20 protein-coding genes and 1 pseudogene are annotated in these 21,944 nt (G+C 67.0%); 13 read left to right on the top strand and 8 right to left on the bottom strand.

All coding sequences use genetic code 11. The features are described 5' to 3' along the window. Window positions 1-95: 95 nt before the first annotated feature. Window positions 96-1,268 (top strand): hypothetical protein, encoded by a 1,173-nt coding sequence (locus ACJH6I_RS18620; protein WP_318984744.1) that lies wholly within the window; start codon window positions 96-98, stop codon window positions 1,266-1,268. On the opposite strand, the gene ACJH6I_RS18615 is transcribed toward ACJH6I_RS18620, so the two are convergent. Beyond that, window positions 1,265-2,674 (bottom strand): PPE family protein, encoded by a 1,410-nt coding sequence (locus ACJH6I_RS18615; RefSeq protein WP_318984745.1) that lies wholly within the window; start codon window positions 2,672-2,674, stop codon window positions 1,265-1,267. The two genes, ACJH6I_RS18620 and ACJH6I_RS18615, sit on opposite strands and share 4 nt — an antisense overlap. 148 nt (window positions 2,675-2,822) lie before the next feature. Here ACJH6I_RS18615 and ACJH6I_RS18610 point away from each other — a divergent pair, with 148 nt between their 5' ends. Beyond that, a complete protein-coding gene (locus tag ACJH6I_RS18610) occupies window positions 2,823-3,242 on the top strand; it encodes a nitroreductase family deazaflavin-dependent oxidoreductase (RefSeq protein WP_133425869.1) in 420 nt (139 codons plus the stop codon). Here the strand turns inward: ACJH6I_RS18610 and ACJH6I_RS18605 are convergent. Further along, window positions 3,229-3,810: a TetR/AcrR family transcriptional regulator gene (locus tag ACJH6I_RS18605; RefSeq protein WP_166427985.1), complete on the bottom strand. Its 582-nt coding sequence runs from the start codon at window positions 3,808-3,810 to the stop codon at window positions 3,229-3,231. The genes ACJH6I_RS18610 and ACJH6I_RS18605 overlap by 14 nt on opposite strands. A gap of 304 nt (window positions 3,811-4,114) precedes the next feature. Here ACJH6I_RS18605 and ACJH6I_RS18600 point away from each other — a divergent pair, with 304 nt between their 5' ends. Both ACJH6I_RS18600 and ACJH6I_RS18595 read left to right on the top strand, forming a co-directional pair. Further along, window positions 4,115-4,546, top strand: a complete 432-nt coding sequence (locus ACJH6I_RS18600; RefSeq protein WP_133425868.1) for an MmpS family transport accessory protein — start codon at window positions 4,115-4,117, stop codon at window positions 4,544-4,546. After that, window positions 4,543-7,437, top strand: coding sequence for an RND family transporter (locus ACJH6I_RS18595; protein ID WP_133425867.1), 2,895 nt, complete (start codon window positions 4,543-4,545; stop codon window positions 7,435-7,437). Before ACJH6I_RS18600 ends, ACJH6I_RS18595 begins: the two co-directional genes overlap by 4 nt. 386 nt (window positions 7,438-7,823) lie before the next feature. On the opposite strand, the gene ACJH6I_RS18590 is transcribed toward ACJH6I_RS18595, so the two are convergent. Beyond that, entirely contained in the window at window positions 7,824-8,045 is a 222-nt protein-coding gene (locus tag ACJH6I_RS18590) for a hypothetical protein (protein ID WP_346415499.1), read from the bottom strand. Between the two features lie 161 nt (window positions 8,046-8,206). After that, window positions 8,207-8,965, bottom strand: a pseudogene (locus ACJH6I_RS18585) (L,D-transpeptidase); the annotation flags it as partial. Between the two features lie 304 nt (window positions 8,966-9,269). Between ACJH6I_RS18585 and ACJH6I_RS18580 the strand changes: the two are divergent. Then, window positions 9,270-10,328 (top strand): patatin-like phospholipase family protein, encoded by a 1,059-nt coding sequence (locus tag ACJH6I_RS18580; RefSeq protein ID WP_406784380.1) that lies wholly within the window; start codon window positions 9,270-9,272, stop codon window positions 10,326-10,328. A 13-nt stretch (window positions 10,329-10,341) separates the two neighbouring features. Here ACJH6I_RS18580 and ACJH6I_RS18575 read toward each other — a convergent pair whose 3' ends face one another. Then, a complete protein-coding gene (locus ACJH6I_RS18575) occupies window positions 10,342-10,758 on the bottom strand; it encodes a DUF732 domain-containing protein (RefSeq protein ID WP_166427984.1) in 417 nt (138 codons plus the stop codon). Between the two features lie 163 nt (window positions 10,759-10,921). Continuing rightward, window positions 10,922-11,593, bottom strand: a complete 672-nt coding sequence (locus tag ACJH6I_RS18570) for a hypothetical protein (protein WP_133425863.1) — start codon at window positions 11,591-11,593, stop codon at window positions 10,922-10,924. A gap of 477 nt (window positions 11,594-12,070) precedes the next feature. Here ACJH6I_RS18570 and ACJH6I_RS18565 point away from each other — a divergent pair, with 477 nt between their 5' ends. From ACJH6I_RS18565 to ACJH6I_RS18530, 8 genes are all read left to right on the top strand, one after another. Next, window positions 12,071-13,060 (top strand): ABC transporter substrate-binding protein, encoded by a 990-nt coding sequence (locus tag ACJH6I_RS18565; protein ID WP_406784379.1) that lies wholly within the window; start codon window positions 12,071-12,073, stop codon window positions 13,058-13,060. Window positions 13,061-13,088: 28 nt separating this feature from the next. Then, entirely contained in the window at window positions 13,089-13,784 is a 696-nt protein-coding gene (locus tag ACJH6I_RS18560) for a queuosine precursor transporter (protein WP_133425861.1), read from the top strand. Window positions 13,785-13,858: 74 nt separating this feature from the next. Next, window positions 13,859-14,521, top strand: coding sequence for an allophanate hydrolase subunit 1 (locus ACJH6I_RS18555; protein ID WP_133425860.1), 663 nt, complete (start codon window positions 13,859-13,861; stop codon window positions 14,519-14,521). A 10-nt stretch (window positions 14,522-14,531) separates the two neighbouring features. Then, window positions 14,532-15,425 carry a 5-oxoprolinase/urea amidolyase family protein gene (locus ACJH6I_RS18550; RefSeq protein WP_133425859.1) on the top strand — a complete coding sequence of 298 codons (894 nt, stop codon included), beginning with the start codon at window positions 14,532-14,534 and terminating at the stop codon, window positions 15,423-15,425. Window positions 15,426-15,474: 49 nt separating this feature from the next. After that, on the top strand, window positions 15,475-16,041 hold the full coding sequence (locus ACJH6I_RS18545; protein ID WP_133425858.1) for a GNAT family N-acetyltransferase: 567 nt from the start codon (window positions 15,475-15,477) through the stop codon (window positions 16,039-16,041). Window positions 16,042-16,178: 137 nt separating this feature from the next. Beyond that, window positions 16,179-17,327, top strand: coding sequence for a uroporphyrinogen-III synthase (locus ACJH6I_RS18540; RefSeq protein WP_318984749.1), 1,149 nt, complete (start codon window positions 16,179-16,181; stop codon window positions 17,325-17,327). Then, window positions 17,324-18,007, top strand: a complete 684-nt coding sequence (locus tag ACJH6I_RS18535; protein WP_133425856.1) for a sirohydrochlorin chelatase — start codon at window positions 17,324-17,326, stop codon at window positions 18,005-18,007. Before ACJH6I_RS18540 ends, ACJH6I_RS18535 begins: the two co-directional genes overlap by 4 nt. A 65-nt stretch (window positions 18,008-18,072) precedes the next feature. Further along, window positions 18,073-18,885: a hypothetical protein gene (locus ACJH6I_RS18530; protein WP_406784378.1), complete on the top strand. Its 813-nt coding sequence runs from the start codon at window positions 18,073-18,075 to the stop codon at window positions 18,883-18,885. Between the two features lie 13 nt (window positions 18,886-18,898). Here ACJH6I_RS18530 and nirD read toward each other — a convergent pair whose 3' ends face one another. Further along, window positions 18,899-19,288 (bottom strand): nitrite reductase small subunit NirD, encoded by a 390-nt coding sequence (nirD, locus tag ACJH6I_RS18525; RefSeq protein ID WP_212808008.1) that lies wholly within the window; start codon window positions 19,286-19,288, stop codon window positions 18,899-18,901. A gap of 13 nt (window positions 19,289-19,301) precedes the next feature. After that, window positions 19,302-21,818, bottom strand: coding sequence for a nitrite reductase large subunit NirB (gene nirB, locus ACJH6I_RS18520; RefSeq protein WP_318984750.1), 2,517 nt, complete (start codon window positions 21,816-21,818; stop codon window positions 19,302-19,304). Window positions 21,819-21,944 lie beyond the last annotated feature (126 nt).

Raw genomic sequence — 21,944 nt, 5'->3', positions numbered from 1 at the left:
ATTGACGCCGGAGTAGGCCTTACTTTGTTCATAGGTAATGGTCAGACGCGTGTGACATACTGCACTTTGGTCAGAAAAGGGGAGGTGATCTCCGCGTGATGCCCCACGCGCGGCTGCTCGCCGCCTCCAGCCTCGTAACAGCGGGTTTGCTGGCGCTGGGCCCCGCAGCCGTCGTGGCATTGGCCGACACCGACAGCGGCAGCTCCAGCACAGGGACCTCGGGCGGCTCGACCACCGGCGGCACCACGGGCACCACAGGCACCACGACGGGCACGACCACCGGCGGCACCACCACCGGCTCGGACACCTCGTCGACGACCGGTGGCAGCACCACTACCGGCTCCACGACCACGGGATCGTCGACCACCACCGGCTCCACGACCGGCGGCAGCTCGTCACCGAACCTGCAAACCACCTTGGGCGGCATGGTCGGCCAGTTCACCCGCATCATCCAGCACCCGACCAGCGTCATCGGCGGTGCACCGCTGACGGGCCTCGTGCCGGGCGTCAAGCCCAAGCCCGGTCAGAACGCTCCGCTGCTCACCCCCGGCGGCTCGTCGACGTTCTCCGCGCCCGCGCCGGCGAACACCGGGGCACCGCAGCCGTCGGCGGCTCTGACGCCGGAACCGACGAAGAACAGCCAGGACACCGGCCCCGCGACCGAGTCCAAGCCCCCGCTGGCGCAGCTGCCGCTGGCCGCGGCCCAGGTTCCGTTGACCGCACTCGACCTCGTCAAGACCACCATCCCGACGGTCGTCGACGCGGTCCCGATTCCGGGTCTCGCGGCACTACCCGTCTTCGCCGACGCCCTGATCAACCCCATCGAGACCACCGTCCGCGAGTTGGCGACGGCCGCGTCCAACCTGCCGTTCCTGCAATACACGCCGGGCATGCCCGCCATCCAGTTGCCACCGGACAGCCGGTCCTTCCCGCAGAGCGCGCCCCAGCTGCCGAAAACCTTTGCCGCAAGCACTGATTCGTTGCCACGCGACATCTCGCCGGGCGCTCCGGGCACCACCGACAAGCCGGTCCCGCCGGTCCAGCCCCGGAGCGTCTTCGCTGCCGAGTCGCACCTCGTCGCGTCGAAGGACTTCCGGCCGGGTTATCCGGACTACCTGCGGGCCGCCGGCCTCAGCGAGGTGGCGGCGGTCGCCGTCCCCGGATTCGCCGGCATCATCACGCTCACCGCCGCCGGCGGGTTGGTCGGCTACCGGCAGGCGCGCGCCACCTCGTCGGCACCCGCTCGCGCCCAGCGATTCGTCAACTAGGTCCTGGCCCAGGTCGACGGCAGCATCGGCTTCCGCACCACATCGCTCGGCACCGTCGCACGTGAACCCACCAGACCACGTGCTGTGGCGTCGAGTCCGGCACGGCTGCCAGAAGCACTGACCTCGGGTTCGGCAGGTGTGCCGGGCAGCGTCACCCGACCGTCGGCTGCCATCGATTCATGCCGGTATTGCCGCGTTTTCCGGCGCCGGCGGGCCGCGCGGCGCTCGGCCACGGCCGCGCTTGCCGCCACCGGCTCCTGAACCGGGGTGGACACCGCCTGGCCGGCCGAATCGCGCACGGTCGGCGCGGAACCTTCCCCGCCCGGGCCGACACCGACGGCGTACAGGTACGGCACGTCGGCGACAGGAACCATCGGTGCGGCGGGCGACGACGGCATCGGCGCCGAACCCGATTGCGGCGCCGGTGCGGGCGCCGCGGCCGTCGGGGCAGGCGCTCCTGGCGTCGGCAATTCGCTGTGATCCTGAACATGGTTGTCGCCCAGAGCAATTGATTCGGCAACTGGACCCGCCGTCAGCTCCGGAGCCGGCTCGGCCGGGGCTGCGGCGCTCGCTGCCGCGGCCGCCGCGGCAGCGGCCGCGGGTGCGGGTATCGCGGCGAACGGGCCGAAGTAGATGAGTGGATCCAGCACCGAGTAGGTCAGGATGCTGAACAGTTTGGCGTTCACCGCCGCCGCCGCGCCGTCCAACACCTGAGTCACCATGCTGCGCAACGGTTCCGGTAGCTCGCGGGCCCACTCGGCCAGCCCGTTGACGAGCTTTCGTATCTGTTCGACGACGATGCCCGCGGGATCGCGGAACGTGAATTGACCGGGGCCCGGCGAGGCTGCCCGGGCGGAGACACCGGCTTCCGCCGACGTGATGGCCGGCGCCGGCGATGCGGTCGGCGCCGACTCGACACTCACGGTGGACACGCCCTCGTAGACCCGCATGGTCGCAGCCGCCTGCAGCCACATCCGGCCGTAGTCGGCCTCATTCAGCGCTAGCGGGATGGTGTTGATGCCAAGGAAATTTGTCGCGAGCAGGCCGGTGTGCACGGCATGGTTGGCGGCGAGTTCGGCCAACGTCGGCATCGCCGCGACGGCCGCCGAATAGGCGGCGACGACGGTGTCGTGCCGCTGGGCGATCATCTCGGCGACGGCGCTCATCGAGGTGAGCCAGTCGAGGAACGGCCCGTGCGCGGCCACATACTGCAGGGCGGTCGGACCTTCCCACGCCCCACCCTGGACCGTCGCCAGGATGCCTGCCAATTGCGTTGCAGCGTCGGCATATTGGGCAGCCAACGCCCGCCATGCCGCGCCCGCCGCCAACAACGAGCCTGGCCCCGGCCCAGTCGAGAGCAGTGCCGAGCTCACCTCCGGCGGCAGCGTCTCCCATATCGTCGACACGCAACTTAGGCTAACCTAAGTAACGATATCGAGGTTGGCTACGTCAGCGGCCAAGGATTTCGGCCGAGGACTCCCCCGATGCCCGCCGACCGGGAAGAATCGGTCGTGACCGGAATAACCCGGCTTCCTCAATCCGTTGGGAATCGACGTGACCGAACATGAACTGAGCCCCACCGACTGGGTGCGCAAGCAGACCGAACAGATTCTCGCGCAGGGCACCACCGATGGTGTGCAGATCCTCGATCGGCCGGTGGTCCTGTTCACCACCACCGGAGCCAAGTCCGGCAAGAAGCGTCTCGTGCCGTTGATGCGCGTCGAGCACAACGGCCGCTACGCCCTCGTGGCATCCAAGGGCGGCGCCCCCGAGCACCCGTCGTGGTACCACAACGTCAAGGCCCACCCGCAGATCACCGCGCAGGACGGCGACAAGGTCTACGAGCTGACGACACGTGAGCTCGAGGGTGAGGAACGCCAGGAATGGTGGGACCGGGCCGTCGAGGCCTACCCGCCCTACGCCGAGTACCAGACCAAGACCGACCGGCTGATCCCGGTCTTCATCGCCGAATAGCGTCCCGCTCCTCCACCGCAAGCAGCCGCCGCGCGGACTGCAACAAGATGCGGTGGAGTTCGTCGTCGGGGATGTCCTGCAAGTCGGGATCCATCGCGCTGCCGTAGACGCCCGAGGTGACCAGCGACATGGTCACCCGGGTCTCGGTATCCGCACTGTCCATGCCCAGCACCTTGCGCAGGCGCTGGTTGATGGCACTGCACTCCTCGTGGGTTTTGACCAGGGTGTCGATGGCCGGGTCGCGATAGAAGACTGCCGTCACGCGCCGGTGCCGGACCGCGAGCTCGACGAAACCCGTGATCGCGGCCTCCTGGCGCGCCGCCGCGCTCTCCGCGGCCTCGATCGCCGTGGCCAGCTGATCAAGTTCGGCGAACACCGGACGGATCACGGCGAGCACGATGTCGTCCTTCGAGTGGAACTGGTAGTACACGGAAGCCTTGCTGACCCCGAGGTGATCGGCGATCATCTGCAGCGATGTGCCGTTCACGCCGTGGTCCGCAAACAACGCCAGGGCGGCTTCGATCACCCGTGCCCGCGCCGATCCGCGTGGCCCCACCGATTTGGCCAATCCTCGCTCCCTGTTCAACGCCGACCCGAACCGGTCGTCGTGTAGCGGCGGTCACCGCTGTTGCGGCGACGTCACCTGCGTCACACGGGAAACCCCGATGTGGGCACCGACCTGCATCAATTGATTCGCTTAACTTGTCTAAGTTTACCGTGGTGGATACGCTGAGTCTGCCGATCGGCAGATTGAAATGTGACACAGCTGGAGGTGCCGCACAAGCGGTGCGCAACGCCCCAGCTCACACAGTCCGCCAAGGCATGTCGAGCAACAAGGACGGGGAGGTCAGCGTGACCAAGGAGATCGCAGCGTGATCGGCAATGCGCTCAAGAAGGCGTGGATCCCGTTGCTCATCCTCGCCGTGGCCCTCGTCGCCGGCTTCACCGTGCAGCGCGTACGCACCTACTTCGGCCAGAACCCCGTCATCGTCACCCCGCGCAACTTCGCCGACGATGCCAAACCGTTCAAGCCCAAGGTCGTCACCTACGAGATCACCGGCACCGGCAGCTACGCCGACATCAACTACCTCGACCTGGACGCCAAGCCCCAGCGCATCGACCACGCGCCGCTGCCCTGGAAGCTCACCCTGTCCACCACCGCACCGGCAGCGTCGCCGAACATCGTCGCCCAGGGCGACGGTGACTCCATCACCTGCACCGTCCACGTCGACGACGAACTCAAAGACACCCGCACCTCCACGGGCGTGCACGCCCAGACCTTCTGCCTGGTGAAATCTGCATGAGCAACCACAGCCTCGATACCCCGACCGACTCGTTTCCCAAGGCCGGGCAGGCACCGCACCGGCCGCTGATCCCGCGGGTCATCCGCACGCTTGCCGTCCCGGTCATCCTGGCCTGGATCGGCATCGTCGTGGTGCTGAGCACGATCGTCCCGCCGCTCGACGAGGTCGGCAAGATGCGCTCGGTCTCCATGTCGCCGCACGACGCGCCGTCGATGATCGCCATGAAGCAGATCGGTTCCGACTTCAAGGAATTCGACTCCGACAGCTCGGCCATGGTGGTGCTCGAGGGCGAGCAGCCGCTGGACGCCGCCGCCCACGCGTACTACGACCAGATCGTCGCCAAGCTCCAGGCCGACACCGCGCACGTCGAGCACGTCCAGGATTTCTGGAGCGACCCGCTGACCGCGTCGGGCTCGCAGAGCGCCGACGGCAAGTCCGCATACGTGCAGGTCTACCTGCGCGGTAATCAGGGCGAATCGCTCGCCAACGAGTCCGTCGAGACCGTCGACAAGATCCTCAAGAGCGTCCCCGCGCCGCCGGGCGTCAAGAGCTACGTCACCGGCGCGGCCGCCCAGGCGTCCGACATGAACGTCGCCGGCGACCGCAGCCTGAAGATCATGGAGGCCGTCTCGTTCGCGGTCATCATCATCATGCTGTTGCTGGTGTACCGGTCGATCATCACGGTGCTGATCGAGCTGTTCATCGTCATGGTGCTGGTGGGCGCGGCACGCGGCCTGGTGGCCGTGCTCGGCTACTACAAGATCATCGGCCTCTCGACGTTCGCCACCAACCTGCTGCCGATGCTGGCCATCGCGGCGGCGACCGACTACGCCATCTTCCTGATCGGCCGGTATCAGGAAGCGCGCACCGCGGGCATGTCCAAAGAGGACGCCTACTACGACATGTATCACGGCACCGCGCACGTCATTCTCGGTTCGGGTCTGACGATCGCCGGCGCGACGTACTGCCTGCACTTCACTCGACTGCCGTACTTCCAGACACTGGGCATCCCCCTGGCCATCGGCATGGTCACCGTGGTGTTCGCCGCGCTGTCCCTCGGCCCGGCGCTCATCACCGTGGTCACCAAGTGGGGCAAGACGCTCGAACCCAAGCGCGCGATGCGAGTGCGGGGCTGGCGCAAGATCGGTGCGGCGATCACCCGCTGGCCGGGCCCGATCCTCGTCGCCACCATCGCGGTGGCGCTGGTCGGCCTGGTGGCGATCCCCGGCTACAAGACGAGCTACGACGACCGTCAGTACATGCCCGCGGACCTCACGTCCAACGAGGGTTATGCGGCCGCCACCCGGCACTTCTCCCCGGCCCGCATGAATCCCGACCTACTGCTGGTCCAGACCGACCACGACCTGCGCAACCCGGCGGACTTCCTCGTGATCAACAAGATCGCGAAAGCCATTGTGGCCGTTCCCGGTATCGCTCAGGTGCAGGCCATCACGCGGCCCGAGGGCACGCCGATCGAGCACTCGACCATCCCGTTCCAGTTGGGCATGCAGAGCACCACGCAGGTCATGAACCAGAAGTACCAGCAGGACATGATGAACGATATGCAGAAGCAGATCGGTGACATCCAGGTGAGCATCGACACCATGACCAAGATGCAGGGCATCACGGTCCAGATGTCGACCGTCATGGACAGCATGGTCGGCAAGATGCACGGCATGTTGTACGACATCGAAGATCTGCGAAACCACATCTCCGATTTCGACGACTTCTTCCGGCCGATCCGCAACTACCTGTACTGGGAACCGCACTGCTACGACATCCCGGTCTGCTGGTCCATGCGGTCGGTGTTCGACACCCTCGACGGCATCGACACCATGACGGATGACTTCCAGTCCGTCATCCCGGACATGGACAAGATGTCCGCGCTGACGAAGCAGATGGTCACGGTCATGCCTCCGCAGATCGAGACCATGAAGAACATGAAGAAGTACATGCAGATGATGTACGCCACCCAGAAGGGGCAGCTGGATCAGCAGGCCGAGGGCCAGAAGAACTCCAGCGCCATGGGTGAGGCCTTCGACAAGTCGAAGAACGACGACTCGTTCTACCTGCCGCCGGAGGCCTTCGACAGCGCCGACTTCAAGCGCGGCATGAAGAACTTCATCTCGCCGGACGGCAAGTCGGTGCGGTTCATCGTGCAGCACGAGGGCAATCCGCTTACGCCCGAAGGCATCTCGCACATCGACGCCATCAAGCTGGCCGCCAAGGAAGCGATCAAGGGCACCCCGCTCGAGGGCTCGAAGATCTACCTGGCCGGCAGCGCGGCGACCTTCCGTGACATGGCCGAGGGTTCCGACTACGACCTGATGATCGCCGGAATCTCCGCTCTCGCACTGATTTTCGTCATCATGCTGCTCATCACCCGGGCGGTGGTGGCGGCGGCGGTGATCGTGGCGACGGTGGCGATCTCGCTCGGCGCGTCGCTGGGTATGTCGATCCTCATCTGGCAGTACCTCATCGGGCTACCGCTGCACTGGATGGTGATCCCGATGTCGGTGATCATCCTGTTGGCCGTCGGCGCGGACTACAACCTGCTACTGGTCGCCCGCTTCAAGGAAGAGATTCAGGCCGGCCTCAACACCGGCATCATCCGCGCGATGGGCAGCACCGGCTCCGTGGTCACCAACGCCGGCCTGGTCTTCGCCTTCACCATGTCGTCGATGATCATCAGCGAGCTGCGCATCATCGGCCAGGTGGGCACCACGATCGGCCTGGGCCTGCTGTTCGACACCCTGGTCGTCCGGTCGTTCATGATGCCGTCGATCGCCGCCCTCATGGGCAAGTGGTTCTGGTGGCCGCAGATCGTGCGTCAGCGGCCGAAGCCGGTGCCGTGGCCGACCCCCGCCGAGAAGGTCGACGCGACCGTCTGACCCGTCGTACCGAAAAGCGCCGCGCTGAGATCGCCTCTCAGCGCGGCGCTTTTGTTCTGCGGACAATTCGCCCGCCGCGTCCAACAGCGAGATACGTCGTTTCAGTCACGAGGCACCGACGGCCATCCCGACTGAAGCCAGGGACTTTCTCGGGCCGCCGACGGTCCCTGGGTTCGATCGCCGCGTCAGATCGCCGTCACGATTGCACTCACGCACTCATTCGCGAGGCCGGCCGGTACGGGAGCAGCGCCACGGACCCGGGCACGCAAAATGCCCGCCTCCGCGCGACGAGGTTGTCGCTCGGAGACGGGCACAAGCGTGAGTAGGGGTTGGAATGGCGGGCCGGCCGGGCCCTGGCAGCACCGCGGCGCTGCCGGGCTACGGAATCAGGCGCCGAAGCCGCGGCCCGTGGACCACGCGAACACCGCGTAGGCCGCCGAACCCGACAGCTGGTGGATTTCGGCTTCCGTGCCACCGAGTTCGCGGATGCGGTCGGCGAAGGTCGACTCGATGATGCCCGAACACGTCGACAGCAGTTCCATCAACGATGCGTCCGCCGCCGGCTGCGCCGACTCGAACTGGTTCGGCAAATGCGCTACTGCTCCCACGACCACTCCTGACCTCAAACTGATATTTCCAGCTATCTAATTTTATCGGCTAAGTACCGGTCGTGACTAGGCCTTTTGCCGTGACACTGACCAGTGTACCTAATGCGTTGTGGCGTGCGTCACAACGACGCGACCGAGATTCAACTTTGATCGCATCGTTATCACCACTGGTCCCACGGCACACTCCAGTCGCCGTTCTGCCACAGCTCCAAAGGCTTGCCGCCGGTGTTCCGCACCTCGACCACGTCGCCGGGTACGGAGAAGTTGTAGAACCACTGCGCGTTGTCATGGTTCAGGTTCAGACAACCGTGACTGGTGTTGGTGTTGCCCTGGGCCCACACCGTCGCGTCGAGCTGATGCAGGTACACACCATCGGTGCTGACGCGCACGGCGTACGGGATGGTCTCCTTGTACCCGAGGTGGTTGTTGATCGGCAGGCCGTACGTCGACGAATCCATGACCACCGGATTGCTCTTGTCGAGCACGGTGTAAACCCCCGGCTGGGTCCAGAAACTCAGCGTCTTGCCGTTGACGGTTTCGGTGCCGCCGCGCCCCATCGAGGTCGGCATGGTCTTCACCAGTGCGCCGCCGTCGTAGACGGTGACCTTCTTGGTCTTGTCATCGGCGATCGACACGTGGGACGCGCCGATGTTGAACGTCGGGCCCCCGGCCACCGACACCACGGTGCCCGGCGCCCAGTACTGCGGCGGGCGCCAGTGCGCGGTGGTGTTGTTCACCCAGTGCCACGACCCGGTCACCGGCGGGTTCGCGGTCACCACCAAGTCTCGCGCGGCAGCGGCCTCATCGACCGGAGCGGCGAAGTGCGCGACGATCACCGTGCCGACGCCGTAGGTGGCGCCGTCCCGAATCGGTGCCCCGGAGGTCATCGTGAACGAGACCGGCGGTGGCCCGGGCGGGGGCACATCGTCGTCTGCGGATGCCACCGCGGTGGGGACGAGAAGAATCGTGGACATTGCCAATACAAACGCGCGTGCCGCCAACATGCGGTCACAGTACCGATGCTCCATTCGCCACCCCCTCTCCGGTGAATCCCTCGTTGTGCCAGCAACATTAGGGACGGGTACTGAGGGCGGCTTAGTCTGCGCCTAAGAATCGGCTGAGTGGCCGAGTAACGCCCGCCACACCGCCACGAGCGCCCGCTCCGCCGTCACAATCCGTTGCCGTCCAAGGCGAACCGCGGGCGTTCACCTAGCATCGTCATCGATGGAGCACAGGCCCGACGACTCCCCTGCGGTCCCGGTCAAGACCGCCGATCTGGTGCTGTCGGGTGGCGGCGTCAAGGCAATCGGCTTGGTCGGGGCCGTCGTCGCTCTGGGCGACGCGGGCTACCGCGTCGGCCGGGTGTCCGGGACGTCGGCCGGCTCCCTCGTGGGGGCCGTCATCGCCGCCGCGAACCGTCATCAGCCGGCCGGGTGCCAACTCACCGGTGCCCAACTCCGGGAACTGGCGATGTCCCTGCCCTATCGCAAATTCCTGGATCCCGTTGGCACCAGCCGAATCCCGGTGCTCGGCAAGTACTGGACGGCTTTCCGCGGCCAGGGGATGTACCGCGGCGACGCCATTCACGACTGGGTCGACGGCGAGCTGCGCAATCTGGGCGTACGGACCTTCGGCGATCTGGCGCTCGACGACCGCGAGCTGCCGCCGGAGCAGCGCTACCGCCTGGTCGTCACGGTCGCCGACATCACCCGCGGCACGCTGGTCCGGCTGCCGTGGGACTACCGCCGGATGTACGGCCTCGACCCCGACGAACAGTCCGTCGCGGACGCTGTCAGCGCGTCCATGGCCATCCCGTTCTTCTTCCGGCCGGTGACGATCACGAGCGCCACGGGGACGACGTCGACGCTGATCGACGGCGGGCTGCTGTCGAACTTTCCGATGTACTCGCTGGATCGCACCGACGGCAAGGTCCCGCGCTGGCCCAGCTTCGGCATCACTGTGACGGCACAGCGACCCGCCCAGGGTGACGGCGACCCGAGCCCGGGTCTGGCACCGGTGATCGATCTGCCCGGAGCCCCGCATCTCCTGGAGAACCTCATCAACACCGCATTGCTCGGTCACGACCAGACTTATCTCCGGCAGCCATCCGTCGCGGCGCGCACGATAGTGGTCGACGCCGCCGGCATCGGATACCTGAATTTCGACATTTCCCAGGCCGACCGGAAGCGGCTATATGACAACGGCTACTCCGCCGCAAACGAATTCCTGAATACCTGGGACTGGCCCGCTTACCTACATCGATTTCACGCCGGTTCGGCGTGAATTCACTGCCATCTCAATAGCGAGGGCGCGGCACTCCGTCGGCACCGATGTTCAAACCGGGGCACAGATGCACCATCGCCATATCCATCACGAAAGTCGCGGAGGCCTTGTTCACCTTCAGGGACTTGGAGATGTCGTTGACGGCGTCGCCGGTCGGCTGACCGGCGTACACGAACATGTTGCAGGTCAGGCGCCCGGTTTTGAGCAGATCGGCGTCGCTGCTCTGCATGCGGCCGTGCAGCTCGGTGAGATAGGCGAGCTCCGCTGCGTTGGCGGCGGCATTCGTCGGCACGCAGTCGAGCGGGTTGCCGCGTTCGGCGCAGGCCGCCATCTGGCCCGTTCCGACGTCAGCCGATGCGGGGGCAGAAATGCCTGACGCAGCCACCGCCAGAGCCGCCAACAACTGACCGGTGATCACACGCGCAGTCATCGCAACGACACCTCCCGCCGCCATATAAGACGCTTCCGTCAATTAATGCCGGGCACCGCCCCCGCAGTGTCCGTAACGGAATAATAAAGATTGTTCGGGCATTGCGATAACCGAACGGGAAATGAAGCTTTAACGACCTATGGCCGTAATACCGGCGAAACGGTCAGACGGCGCTTCCGGCCACTTTTTGTTCGGCGACCTGCGGCACCATTCCGGCGGCGACCAGACCGAGCTCTCCCGACGGGTCCAGCGCATCGGGCCACGGCCCGGCGAGGGCGTCGAACTCCACCTGATGACGGCCCACCGCCCGCTCCACCGCGCGCAGCGACACACTGCAGTCACGGGCCCTGCGGCCACACGCGCACTGCTGGCCGGGATGCTCGGCGCAGCCGGCCACATAACGGTCGACCGCGGCACGAAGCGTCGGATGCACGGGACGGGCCAAAGCGATGCTGCGCACCTGGCCGCGGCGCCCGATCCAACTGGCCACCACGTCTTCACCCATGTCGTCGAGGGCCTGGACGTACGCCTCCAACTCGGCGCGCGGCGACGGGTCGCCGGCGGCGGCCGGGCCGACGATCTCGATCACGGCGTGGCCCTGCCAGTCGACCGGCCGGAACCGCAACGTCCGACGGCCGGAACGCACGATCTGACCGCCCGCGCTCACCATCGCGCCGTCCGGTTGGGCCGTGTCGAACAACCACCGCATACCGATGAGCAATTCGGGGAGATGCCGGGTGACGACGCGCTCCGGTCGCTTCGAACCGAGCCCCTGACGCACCTCGGCCCGACTATGTCGCCGCGAGCCGCGCAGCCCGCTCGAATCGATCGTCATAGCAGCCTCCCAGCAAATTCCTCTTGTCCGCCGAAGAACGACGTCCGTTCCCATTAGAGCATGACCACAGGCGGCCCGACGATACGTCAAACGACTGACATTGCGCGGTTCTCGCTAACCCAATGCGCCAAACCACGGGTAACGACTGGACCACCTGCCCCAGGGGAAACGTGTGTTACATATCGGCATTTACCTGCCATTTTTGGGATACCCGCCCGCGAAAGCACCTGGCCACCGAAAGTTTGGCGGGCCACGGCACACGCGCGTCCAGCTAATAGTCCAATAAGGTACATACCTAGGGTATGTTTACCCTTCCCCATCGGCACGCAGCTTCCCCGCCATCGATATTTACGTTGTCGGCAAACCATCCCGGGAATTCGGTCGGTAACGGCATCCTGGCGCGTCACACACGAGCCGCCCCGGGTGCGTTCGCGTGTTAGCAGAGCCATTCCGCGAGGCAGATGCAAGACTCACGACGTGTACCCGAACCGCTCGCGCCGTAATTTCCTGGCACTGGCCGTCGGTGCGGCCGGTGCCGCGATGGTCGCCGCATGCTCCAAGCCGCCGGCCTCGGGCACCGTCGCCGGCGACGGGTCGGTGACGATCAATCACGCGTTCGGATCCACCCGCATTCCGGCGCCGCCGAAGAGTGTCGTGTGCGCGGGCCTCACCGGGCAGGACGAACTGCTGGCCGTCGGCGTCGTCCCGATCGCGGTGACCGAGTGGTTCGGGAATCAGCCATTCGCCGTGTGGCCGTGGGCGCAGCCCGCGCTCGGCCCGGCCCAGCCGGTCGTCCTGAACCTCAACGACGGCATCCAGGTGGACAAGATCTCCGCGCTGAAGCCCGACCTCATCATCGCCACCAACGCGGGACTGGACGCCGACACCTACAAGAAGCTCTCGGCGGTCGCCCCGACTATCGCCCAGTCCGGCCAGGACGCCTTCTTCGAGCCCTGGAAAGAACAGGCCACCGTCATCGGGCAGGCCGTCTTCAAGGCCGACGACATGAAGCGACTCATCGACGGCGTCGATGCGAAGTTCGCCGGCGCAGGGCAGGCCAACCCGCGGCTCGGTGGCCGAAAGATGTTGATCGTCAACGGTCTTCCGACTGCGGACGGCGTCGAGATCACACCGGCAGGCTGGCGCACCGACTTCCTCACCGAGATGGGCATCGCCCTGCCGGGCGGACTCGACTCGTTCACCAAGGGGCAACACGCCTTCGTGCCCCGCGACCAGATCGCCACGGCGTTCCGCGACGCCGACGTGCTGATCTGGACGCTCGACGCCGACGAACAGCGGCCCGCGGTGCTGGCCGACCCGGCCATCGCACAACTGAGCCAGGCCAAGTCCAACCGGATCGTCTTCCCCAACAAGGATTTGTCCGCGGCCATCACATTCGCCTCGGTGCTGTCCTACCCCGCCGTGGCCGATCAGCTGCCACCCCTGCTGACCGCCGCGCTGGCCTGAGGTTGCACTCGCAGCTCTGCCTGCCAAGATGTTCGACGTGACCGTCGCCGAGCGCCCCGACCAGCACGCCCGCTTCGCGCAGGTCGGATCGGCCTACTATCCGATCCTGATCGCGGTGTTCACGGCCCTGGTGATCATTTCGAACGTCACCGCCACCAAGGGCGTGGCCTTTGGGCCGATCATCACCGACGGCGGCTTCATCGTCTTTCCGCTCACCTACATCATCGGTGACGTGCTGTCCGAGGTCTACGGCTTCAAGGCCGCGCGGCGGGCGATCTATCTCGGCTTCGCCATGAACATCCTTGCCGCCCTGACCTTCTGGGCGACGATCTACCTGCCGGCCGCGGACTTCTACCCGAACCAAGCGCACTTCGAGAACGTCGTGCACTCCTATACGCAGCTGATCATTGCCGGGCTCGCCGGCTTCATCGTCGGGCAGACGATCAATGCGTGGGTCGTGGTGGCTATCAAGGAACGCACCAAGGAGAAGCACCTGTGGGCGCGCCTGGTCGGCTCGACGTTCGCCGGGCAGCTCGGTGACACGCTGGTGTTCTGCGCCATCGCCGCCAACGCCATCGGCATCAGCACGCTCCACGACTTCGTCGTCTACACCGGCCAGGGCTGGCTGTACAAGACCGCCGTCGAGGTGATCTTCCTGCCGGTGACGTACCGGGTGATCAGCTACATCAAGCGGCACGAACCGACGTACGAATTTGCTGTCTGAGCGGTTGTTAAGGCTCTTCTGGCGAGTGCGTAAGGACGCGTTAATTACCGGCTACTCGCGGATAGGTTGGAGTGATGACCGTCACAGTGGACAAAGTTGACATGACGATGCTCGGCACCGTCCGCGACTATGGCGACCAGGCGCTGCTCCTGGAATTCAACAGCACCGCCGAGGTCCTGGCGTGGACCGACACGCTGCGCGCAGCGGGTTTGCCCGGCGTGCTCGACATCGTGCCGGCGTCGCGGACCATCCTGATCAAGCTCGCCGCACCGCGATATCAGATTCCCACCGCACAGCGGCTGTCCAAGCTCCGCCTCGGCGAAATCGACAACACCGAGGCCAGCGCCCCGCAGCAGGCCGACGTGACCATCGACGTCGTGTACGACGGCACCGATCTCGACGAGGTCGCCAAGCTGACCGGGCTGACCGCCGACGAGGTGATCGCCGCCCATACCGGGTCGCTGTGGCGCGTCGCATTCGGCGGGTTCACGCCGGGCTTCGCCTATCTGGTCGGTGGCGACGAGCGACTCCAGGTGCCGCGCCGCAGCGAGCCGCGCACGCGCGTACCGGCGGGCTCGGTGGCCCTCGCCGGTGAGTTCGGCGGCGTCTACCCGCGCGAGACCCCGGGCGGCTGGCAGTTGATCGGCCGTACCGACGCCACGTTGTGGGACCTCGAACGGGAGCAGCCGGCGTTGCTGATTCCGGGCATGCACGTGCAGTTCCGGGCTATCGGTTAGGAGCGCGACCATGACCGCAACACTCGAAATCCTCAAGACCGGCCCGCTCGCGCTCGTCGAGGACCTGGGCCGGCCCGGCCTGGCCCACATGGGCGTCAGCCGCTCGGGCGCGGCCGATCGCCGCTCACACACGCTGGCCAACCGGCTGGTGGCCAACCCCAACGACCGCGCCACCATCGAGGTGACGTTCGGTGGCTTTTCTGCCCGGGTCCATGGCGGCGGGAAAGAGGGCGTGGCGGTGGCCGTCACCGGCGCCGACGCCGATCCCTCCGCGAACGGAATCCCGTTCGGCACCAACAGCATCCACTACGCGCACGACGGCGAAGTGATCTCCCTGGGTGCGCCCCACACCGGTCTGCGCAGTTACGTCGCGGTCCGCGGCGGCTTCGTCGTCGACCCCGTGCTCGGCTCCCGCAGCTACGACGTGATGTCCGCGATCGGCCCGCGGCCGCTGCAGGTCGGCGACATGCTGACCATCGGTGCGCACACCGCGGAGTTCCCGGAGCTGGATCAGGCGCCCGTGGCGGCCATCGCCGAGGACCTGCTGGAGCTGCTGGTGGTGCCCGGCCCGCGTGATGACTGGTTCGTCGACCCCGACGCCCTGGTGCACACGGAGTGGATCGTCACCGATCGCAGCGACCGCGTCGGCATGCGGCTGAACGGCCGGCCCCTGCAGCACCGCTGGCCGGACCGCCAGCTGCCCAGCGAGGGCGCGACACGGGGCGCAATTCAGGTGCCGCCCAACGGTTTACCGGTGATCCTCGGCCCCGACCATCCGGTCACCGGCGGGTACCCGGTGATCGGTGTCGTCGCCGACCACGACATCGACAAAGTGGGGCAGATCCGGCCCGGTCAGCACGTGCGCATGCACTGGTCCAGGCCGCGTCATCCGTTTGGCGCCTGAACCCGCACAGGCACCAGCGCAGGCTGCGCAATCCTGGTAGAACGAGGGGGTGCACCCCACGGATCTCTCCCGCGTCCACAACGTTCACACGGCGCGACTGGTCCACACCGCTGATCTGGATGCCGAGACCCGCGAGGGCGCACGGCAGATGGTCATCGACGCCTACGACGGCGATTTCTCGGATGCCGACTGGGAGCACTCACTGGGCGGCATGCATGCGCTGGTCTGCCGCCACGGCGCGATCATCGCGCACGGTGCGGTCGTCCAACGCCGGCTGATGTACCGCAACACCGCGCTGCGGTGTGGCTACGTCGAAGCCGTTGCGGTTCGCGAGGACTGGCGGGGCCAGGGCCTGGCCACGGCGGTGCTCGACGCCGTCGAGCAGGTGATCCGCGGCGCCTACGAGATCGGGGCGCTCAGTTCCTCGGATGCGGGACGGCCGATCTACACCGCACGCGGCTGGCTGCCGTGGCGGGGCACGACGTCCGTGCTGGCGCCCGCCGGTGTCAATCGCACGCCCGAAGACGACCATTCGCTGTTCGTGCTGCCGGTCTCGGTTGAGGTCGACACCACCGCCGACATCACCTGTGACTGGCGCGAGGGCGACGTCTGGTGAGGCCTTGTGAGGTTTTTGCCCGCAAAAGCCCAGTTCAGCACCGCATGTGACATAAACGTCACCGTTTCCGGGGCGCCGACACCGCTGAGCAATGGCCGGGTAACCAGCCGGAAACACGCTGTCCCTTCACTGAACGCATGAGTGATCCCGAACGGGCCCCGCTCACCGGATTTCGGGTGGCGGTGACCTCCGCACGACGTGCCGATGAGCTGTGCACCCTGCTGCGCCGCCGCGGCGCGACGGTGATCGCTGCCCCCGCCATCTCGATGGTCCCGCTGCCCGACGACGACGAGCTCCGCACCAACACCCAGGCGCTGCTCGAAGTGCCGCCCGACGTCCTGATCGCCACGACCGGCATCGGCTTCCGCGGCTGGATGTCCGCCGCCGACGACTGGGGCGTGTCGGGCGAGCTGACCGATGCCCTCAGCCGCGCCCGGATCGTCTCCCGCGGCCCCAAGGCCACCGGTGCGCTGCGGGCGGCAGGCCTGCCCGAGGAGTGGTCACCCGATTCCGAGTCGTCCCGCGAGGTGCTGGGCTACCTGCTGCAGGGCGGTATCGCCGGCATGCGGATCGCCGTGCAGCTGCACGGCGCCACCGATGAGTGGGACCCGTTCCCCGAGTTCCTCGACGAGCTGCGTCGGGCGGGTGCAGACGTCGTCCCGATCCGGGTGTACCGGTGGCAGCCGGTGCCGTCCGGCGGTGCGTTCGACTCGCTGGTCAGCGATATCGCCGAGCGCCGGCTCGATGCCGTCAGCTTCACCTCGGCGCCCGCGGTGGCGGCGACCCTGATGCGCGCGACCGAGCTCGGCATCAATGACCAAGTGCTGGAAGCATTTCGGGGCCCGGTGCACGCCATGTGCGTCGGGCCGGTGACAGCGCGGCCGCTGGCCCGGCTCGGGGTGCCGACATCAGCCCCCGAGCGCATGCGCCTGGGTGCGCTCGCGCGCCACATCGCCGATGAGCTCCCCGTGCTGCAGACCCGAAAGCTGCGGGCCGCCGGACACGATCTCGAGATCCGCGGTACCTGCGTCGTGGTCGACGGGGTGGTCAAAGACCTCTCCCCGGCCGGGATGTCCATCGTGCGGGCGCTGGCGCTGCGGCCCGGTGCGGTGGTGTCGCGGCAGGAACTGCTGGCCGCGTTGCCGGGTAGCGGTTCGGACACCCATGCCGTCGAGACCGCGGTGCTGCGGCTACGAACCACATTGGGCGACAAGGAGATCGTCGCGACCGTGGTGAAGCGCGGCTACCGGCTGGCGGTCGACGACTACTCGGTAGGTGCACGATGAACCCCGTCCTGGTCGCCCACGGCACCCGCAAGGGCTCGGGCGTCGCGATGATCGGCGAGCTGGCCGAGCAGGTGAGCGGACTGCTGGACCGTCGCGTGCACACCGCGTTCGTCGACGTCCTCGGGCCCACACCGGCCGAGGTGCTGTCGACGCTGCCGCCCGGCCCCGCCGTCGTCGTCCCGGCCTTCTTGTCGTCGGGCTACCACGTCCACAAGGACATCCCCGCCGGCATCGCCGAAAGTGGCCACCGGGACGTCACGGTGACGCCGGCACTCGGGCCCTCGACCGCAATGGTCCGGGTGCTCGCCGACCGGCTGATCGAATCGGGCTGGCGCCCATCGGATTCCGTGGTGCTGGCGGCTGCCGGAACCTCGGACCCGCGTGCTGCCGGTGACCTGCGCCGGACTTGCGCCATGCTGTCGGCGACGCTGGGCAGCCGCGTCGAGCTCGCATTCGCGATCAGTGGCACGCACTGGGTGGGCGACGTGGTGGCCCGGCTGCGGAAGCACGGCGCCGAACGCGTCGCCGTCGCGTCATACCTCTTGGCCGACGGACTCTTCCAGGACCGGCTGTACACCTGCGGAGCCGACGTGGTGACCGACCCGCTGGGCCGGCACCCGGGCGTCGCCAAGCTGGTGGCACACCGGTTCCGGACGGCCCGGTTGTCGCTGGCCGCCTAGGTTTTCGGCGGAAACGCAAGGGGTACCGCCCATTTGTGGGGGATATCGCGGCCCATACTGGAGACATGGCCAAGCGGACGGGCAATGACGTAGCGCTGGACACCTACCGGTTTCTCCGTGGCGGCATGGTGGTCATGGCCGTGCTGTTGGGTGCCGCGCTGGCCGTCGAGCGCGCGCACGCCACGTGCTGGCAGACGTCGATCAGCGCCTACTACTTCACCACCGCGCATGCCGTGTTCGTGGGCGTGCTGTTCGCCATCGGCGCCATGCTGATCGTTTACCAGGGCGCCAGCGACACCGAGAACACGCTGCTCAACCTGGCCGGGGTGTTGGCCTTCGTGATCGCCGTCGTCCCCACCACGCGGCCGGTACTGCAGTGCGGCACAGCTGATCCCGTGGCAGTGCAGACGGGGTCGGCCGTACTGTTCAACGCCTGGACGGTCACGGTGGTGCTCGCCGGTTCACGCGCCGCGTCGTGGTTGTTGTTCCGGCCCAAGCGGCCCGGCACCGTGCTGGGTGCCGCCGCGAGGTGGCTGCAGCGCGCGGTGCTCGGGACCGGCGTCGTGGTGCTGATCGTGGCCCCGGACTGGTTCCGGATCAACGCCCACGGCATTGCCGCGGCCGTCATGTTCGGCGCCATCGTGCTGACGGTGTTCAGCTCGGCTTTCGGCACCGCGCCGGCGTGTGGAAGTCGTTACCGTGGCGCGTACCAGACGATCTCACTGTTGATGGCCGCCAGCTTGCTGACCGCGGTGGTGCTGCACCTGAGTCTCGACGGCTTCAATCATGCCGTGCTGATCGCCGAGATCGCGCTGATCATGGAGTTCACGGCGTACTGGGTGTTGCAGACCATCGAGGACAACAGCTGCTCGCACTGACGCCCAGCGGCAATCAGGCCGCTACGTCGACGCCCAGCGGGCCGATCTCGACCAGCCCGGCCCACACCCGGATCGGGTAGACGGGCAGGCGCACCGAGGGATCATCAAGGCAGACACCGTCATCCAGGGCGAAGGCCTGCTTCTTGATGGGGCTCTGCACGCAGACCCGGCCGGCCCGGTCACCGACGAGCCCACGGGACATCACGGCCGCACCGGAGAACGGGTCGATGTTGCCGACGGCGTACAGCGATCCGTCGTGCAGGCGGAACAGCGCGGCCTGCGAGCCGTCGGGCAGCAGCACGCCGGCACCGCGGCCGGGCACCAGCCGGTGGTACGAGCAGACCGCGGTCCACTCCGAACGGTCCTGGTACTGAGCAACTTCGGAAAGGTCGTTGAGCGTCATCGTGGCCTCCTGATCAACTCTTGGCGGGCGGGACGGTGGGCATGCCGATCGGCACCTTGCGGCCGTTGCGTTCGGTGAACGCGATGGTCGGGTCGGCGACGTCAGGCGCGTTGACGAACGAGACGAACTGGGTCAGCTTGGCCTTGTCGTCCAGCACGCCCTTCCACTCACAGGAGTAGCCGTCGACGTGCCGTTCCATGGCGGCTTCGAATTCGCTTGCCAGGCCGAGAGAGTCGTTGCACACGACGTCGCGGACGTGGTCGAGACCCATCTGGTCGACCCACGGCGCCGTGCGCTGCAGCCGGTCCGCGGTGCGGATGTAGAACATCAGGAACCGGTCGATGTAGCGGACCAGGGTCTCATCGTCGAGATCACCGGCCAGCAGCTGCGCGTGGGCGGGCGTCATGCCGCCGTTGCCGCCGACGTACAGGTTCCAGCCGGTCTCGGTGGCGATGACGCCGACGTCCTTGCCGCGGGCCTCGGCGCACTCCCGGGCGCAGCCGGAAACACCCATCTTGATCTTGTGCGGCGACCGCAGTCCGCGGTAGCGCAGCTCCAGATCGATGGCCATCTGCACCGAATCCTGTTGTCCGTAGCGGCACCAGTCGCTGCCGACGCAGCTCTTGACGGTGCGCAGCGACTTGCCGTACGCCTGCCCGGACTCCATGCCGCCGTCGACCAGGCGCCGCCAGATTTCCGGCAGCTGGTCCACCCGCGCACCGAACATGTCGATCCGCTGACCACCGGTGATCTTGGTGTAAAGCCCGAAGTCCCTGGCGATCTCACCGATCAGGATCAACTGCTCCGGCGTGATGTCACCACCCGGGACGCGCGGCACCACCGAGTAGCTGCCGTTCTTCTGGATGTTGGCCAGGAAGTGGTCGTTGGAGTCCTGCAGGGCGGCCTGTTCGCCGTCGAGAATGTGGCCACTGCTGGTCGACGCCAGGATCGAGGCGATGGCGGGTTTGCAGATGTCGCAACCCTTTCCGGTGCCGAACTTCTCGATCAGCCCGGAGAACTTCCGGATCTCGGTGGCCGAGATGATCTCGAAGAGCTCGGCGCGCGACTGCGGGAAGTGCTCGCACAGCGCCTTGGACTGCTCGACGCCCTGGGCTTCCAGCAGCTGCTTGAGCAGCGGGACGCAGGAGCCGCAGGAGGTGCCGGCCTTGGTGCAGGCCTTGAGGCCGGCGACGTCGCTGCAGCCGCCTTCGATCGCACCGCAGAGGTCGCCCTTGGTGACGTTGTTGCACGAGCAGATCTGCGCGGCGTCCGGCAGGGCGCCCACACCGAGAGCGCTTGCGCCGTCACCGGATCCGGCGGGGGCGATGAGCGCCAGCGGGTCACCGGGCAGCTCCTCGCCGACCATCGGGCGCAGCACGCCGTACGCCGAGGCATCGCCGACCAGGATGCCACCCAGCAGGGTCTTGGCATCGTCGGACAGCACCAGCTTGGCGTAGGTCTGCTTCACCGGGTCGTTGACCACGACCTGCAGGCAGTCGGGCGTAACGCCCTGCGCGTCACCGAAACTCGCGACGTCGACGCCGAGCAGCTTCAGCTTGGTCGACATGTCGGCCTCGGGGAACTCTGCGGCACCCCCGAGCAGGCGGTCGGCGACCACCTCTGCCGTGGTGTAACCGGGACCGACCAGGCCGTAGCACCGGCCCTCGACCGCGGCCACCTCACCGACGGCGTAGATGTCCGGATCGCTTGTCACGCACGACAGGTCCGTCAGGACGCCGCCGCGCTCGGCCATGTCCAGACCGGCGTCGCGGGCCAGTTCGTCTCGCGGACGCACACCGGCGGCGAAGATGACCAGGCCGGCGTCGATCAGGGTGCCGTCGCTGAGCAGCACGCGCACGCCCTCGTCGAGCGGCTCGATGGCGTCGGTGCCGACATCCAGGTGCACCGAGATGCCCAGCTTGCCGATCATGCGGGCCAGCAGCGCACCGCCGGCGTCGTCGAGCTGCTGGTTCATCGGACGGGGCGCCCGCTCGACGATGTGGGCCTGCATGCCGAACTGGCGCAACGCATTCGCCGCTTCCAGACCGAGCAGACCACCACCGATGACCACGCCGGTGTTGTTGCCGTGTTCGGCCGACCGCTGCATGGCGGCGCGGATGCCGTCCAGGTCGTCCAGGGTGCGGTAGACGAAGCAGCCGTCGAGCTGGTGGCCGGGCACCGGCGGCACGAAAGCGTAAGAGCCCGTGGCGAGGACCAACTTGTCGTACGAGATGCCGCGGCCCGACTCGGTCACCACCGTCTTGGTGGCGCGGTCGATACCGCCGACCTTGTCGGCCAGCACGAGGTCGACCAGCCCGTCGCCGTCATACCCGTTGCCCGGCAACGCCAGCTTCGACCGGTCCCAGTGCTCGGTGTAACCCGTCAGCCCGACGCGGTCATATGCCGCGTCCGCTTCTTCGGACAGCACGGTGATGCGCCATTGACCCGCGGTATCCCGCGAGCGCAGCGCCTCGACCAGGCGATGCCCGACCATTCCGTGGCCGACGACCACAAGGTTCTTCGCGTCCATGCCCCAAAAGGTAGGAAGCCGATATTGCGGATTGTGTTGCCGCGTGTGAATCGACCGTCACGCTCTTCTCACAGGCCTCGGCAAACGCCGGTGAAGTGAGTGGCCCCGGTCACAGACCTGGGCTTC

This window comes from Mycobacterium sp. SMC-13 (assembly GCF_045311035.1).
Lineage (GTDB): Bacteria > Actinomycetota > Actinomycetes > Mycobacteriales > Mycobacteriaceae > Mycobacterium.
The sequence above is the reverse complement of the archived record's forward strand: the minus strand, read 5'-3'. Positions and strand labels throughout refer to the sequence as shown.

Bases quoted from the DNA above. Each gene is read 5' to 3' on its own strand.
- nirB (WP_318984750.1), bottom strand. From the start codon at position 21,818: ATGGACGCGAAGAACCTTGTGGTCGTCGGCCACGGAATGGTCGGGCAT.
- ACJH6I_RS18595 (WP_133425867.1), top strand. From the start codon at position 4,543: ATGAGCAACCACAGCCTCGATACCCCGACCGACTCGTTTCCCAAGGCC.
- ACJH6I_RS18575 (WP_166427984.1), bottom strand. From the start codon at position 10,758: ATGACTGCGCGTGTGATCACCGGTCAGTTGTTGGCGGCTCTGGCGGTG.
- ACJH6I_RS18540 (WP_318984749.1), top strand. From the start codon at position 16,179: ATGAGTGATCCCGAACGGGCCCCGCTCACCGGATTTCGGGTGGCGGTG.
- nirD (WP_212808008.1), bottom strand. From the start codon at position 19,288: ATGACGCTCAACGACCTTTCCGAAGTTGCTCAGTACCAGGACCGTTCG.
- ACJH6I_RS18530 (WP_406784378.1), top strand. From the start codon at position 18,073: ATGGCCAAGCGGACGGGCAATGACGTAGCGCTGGACACCTACCGGTTT.
- ACJH6I_RS18560 (WP_133425861.1), top strand. From the start codon at position 13,089: ATGTTCGACGTGACCGTCGCCGAGCGCCCCGACCAGCACGCCCGCTTC.
- ACJH6I_RS18555 (WP_133425860.1), top strand. From the start codon at position 13,859: ATGACCGTCACAGTGGACAAAGTTGACATGACGATGCTCGGCACCGTC.
- ACJH6I_RS18550 (WP_133425859.1), top strand. From the start codon at position 14,532: ATGACCGCAACACTCGAAATCCTCAAGACCGGCCCGCTCGCGCTCGTC.
- ACJH6I_RS18570 (WP_133425863.1), bottom strand. From the start codon at position 11,593: ATGACGATCGATTCGAGCGGGCTGCGCGGCTCGCGGCGACATAGTCGG.
- ACJH6I_RS18580 (WP_406784380.1), top strand. From the start codon at position 9,270: ATGGAGCACAGGCCCGACGACTCCCCTGCGGTCCCGGTCAAGACCGCC.
- ACJH6I_RS18535 (WP_133425856.1), top strand. From the start codon at position 17,324: ATGAACCCCGTCCTGGTCGCCCACGGCACCCGCAAGGGCTCGGGCGTC.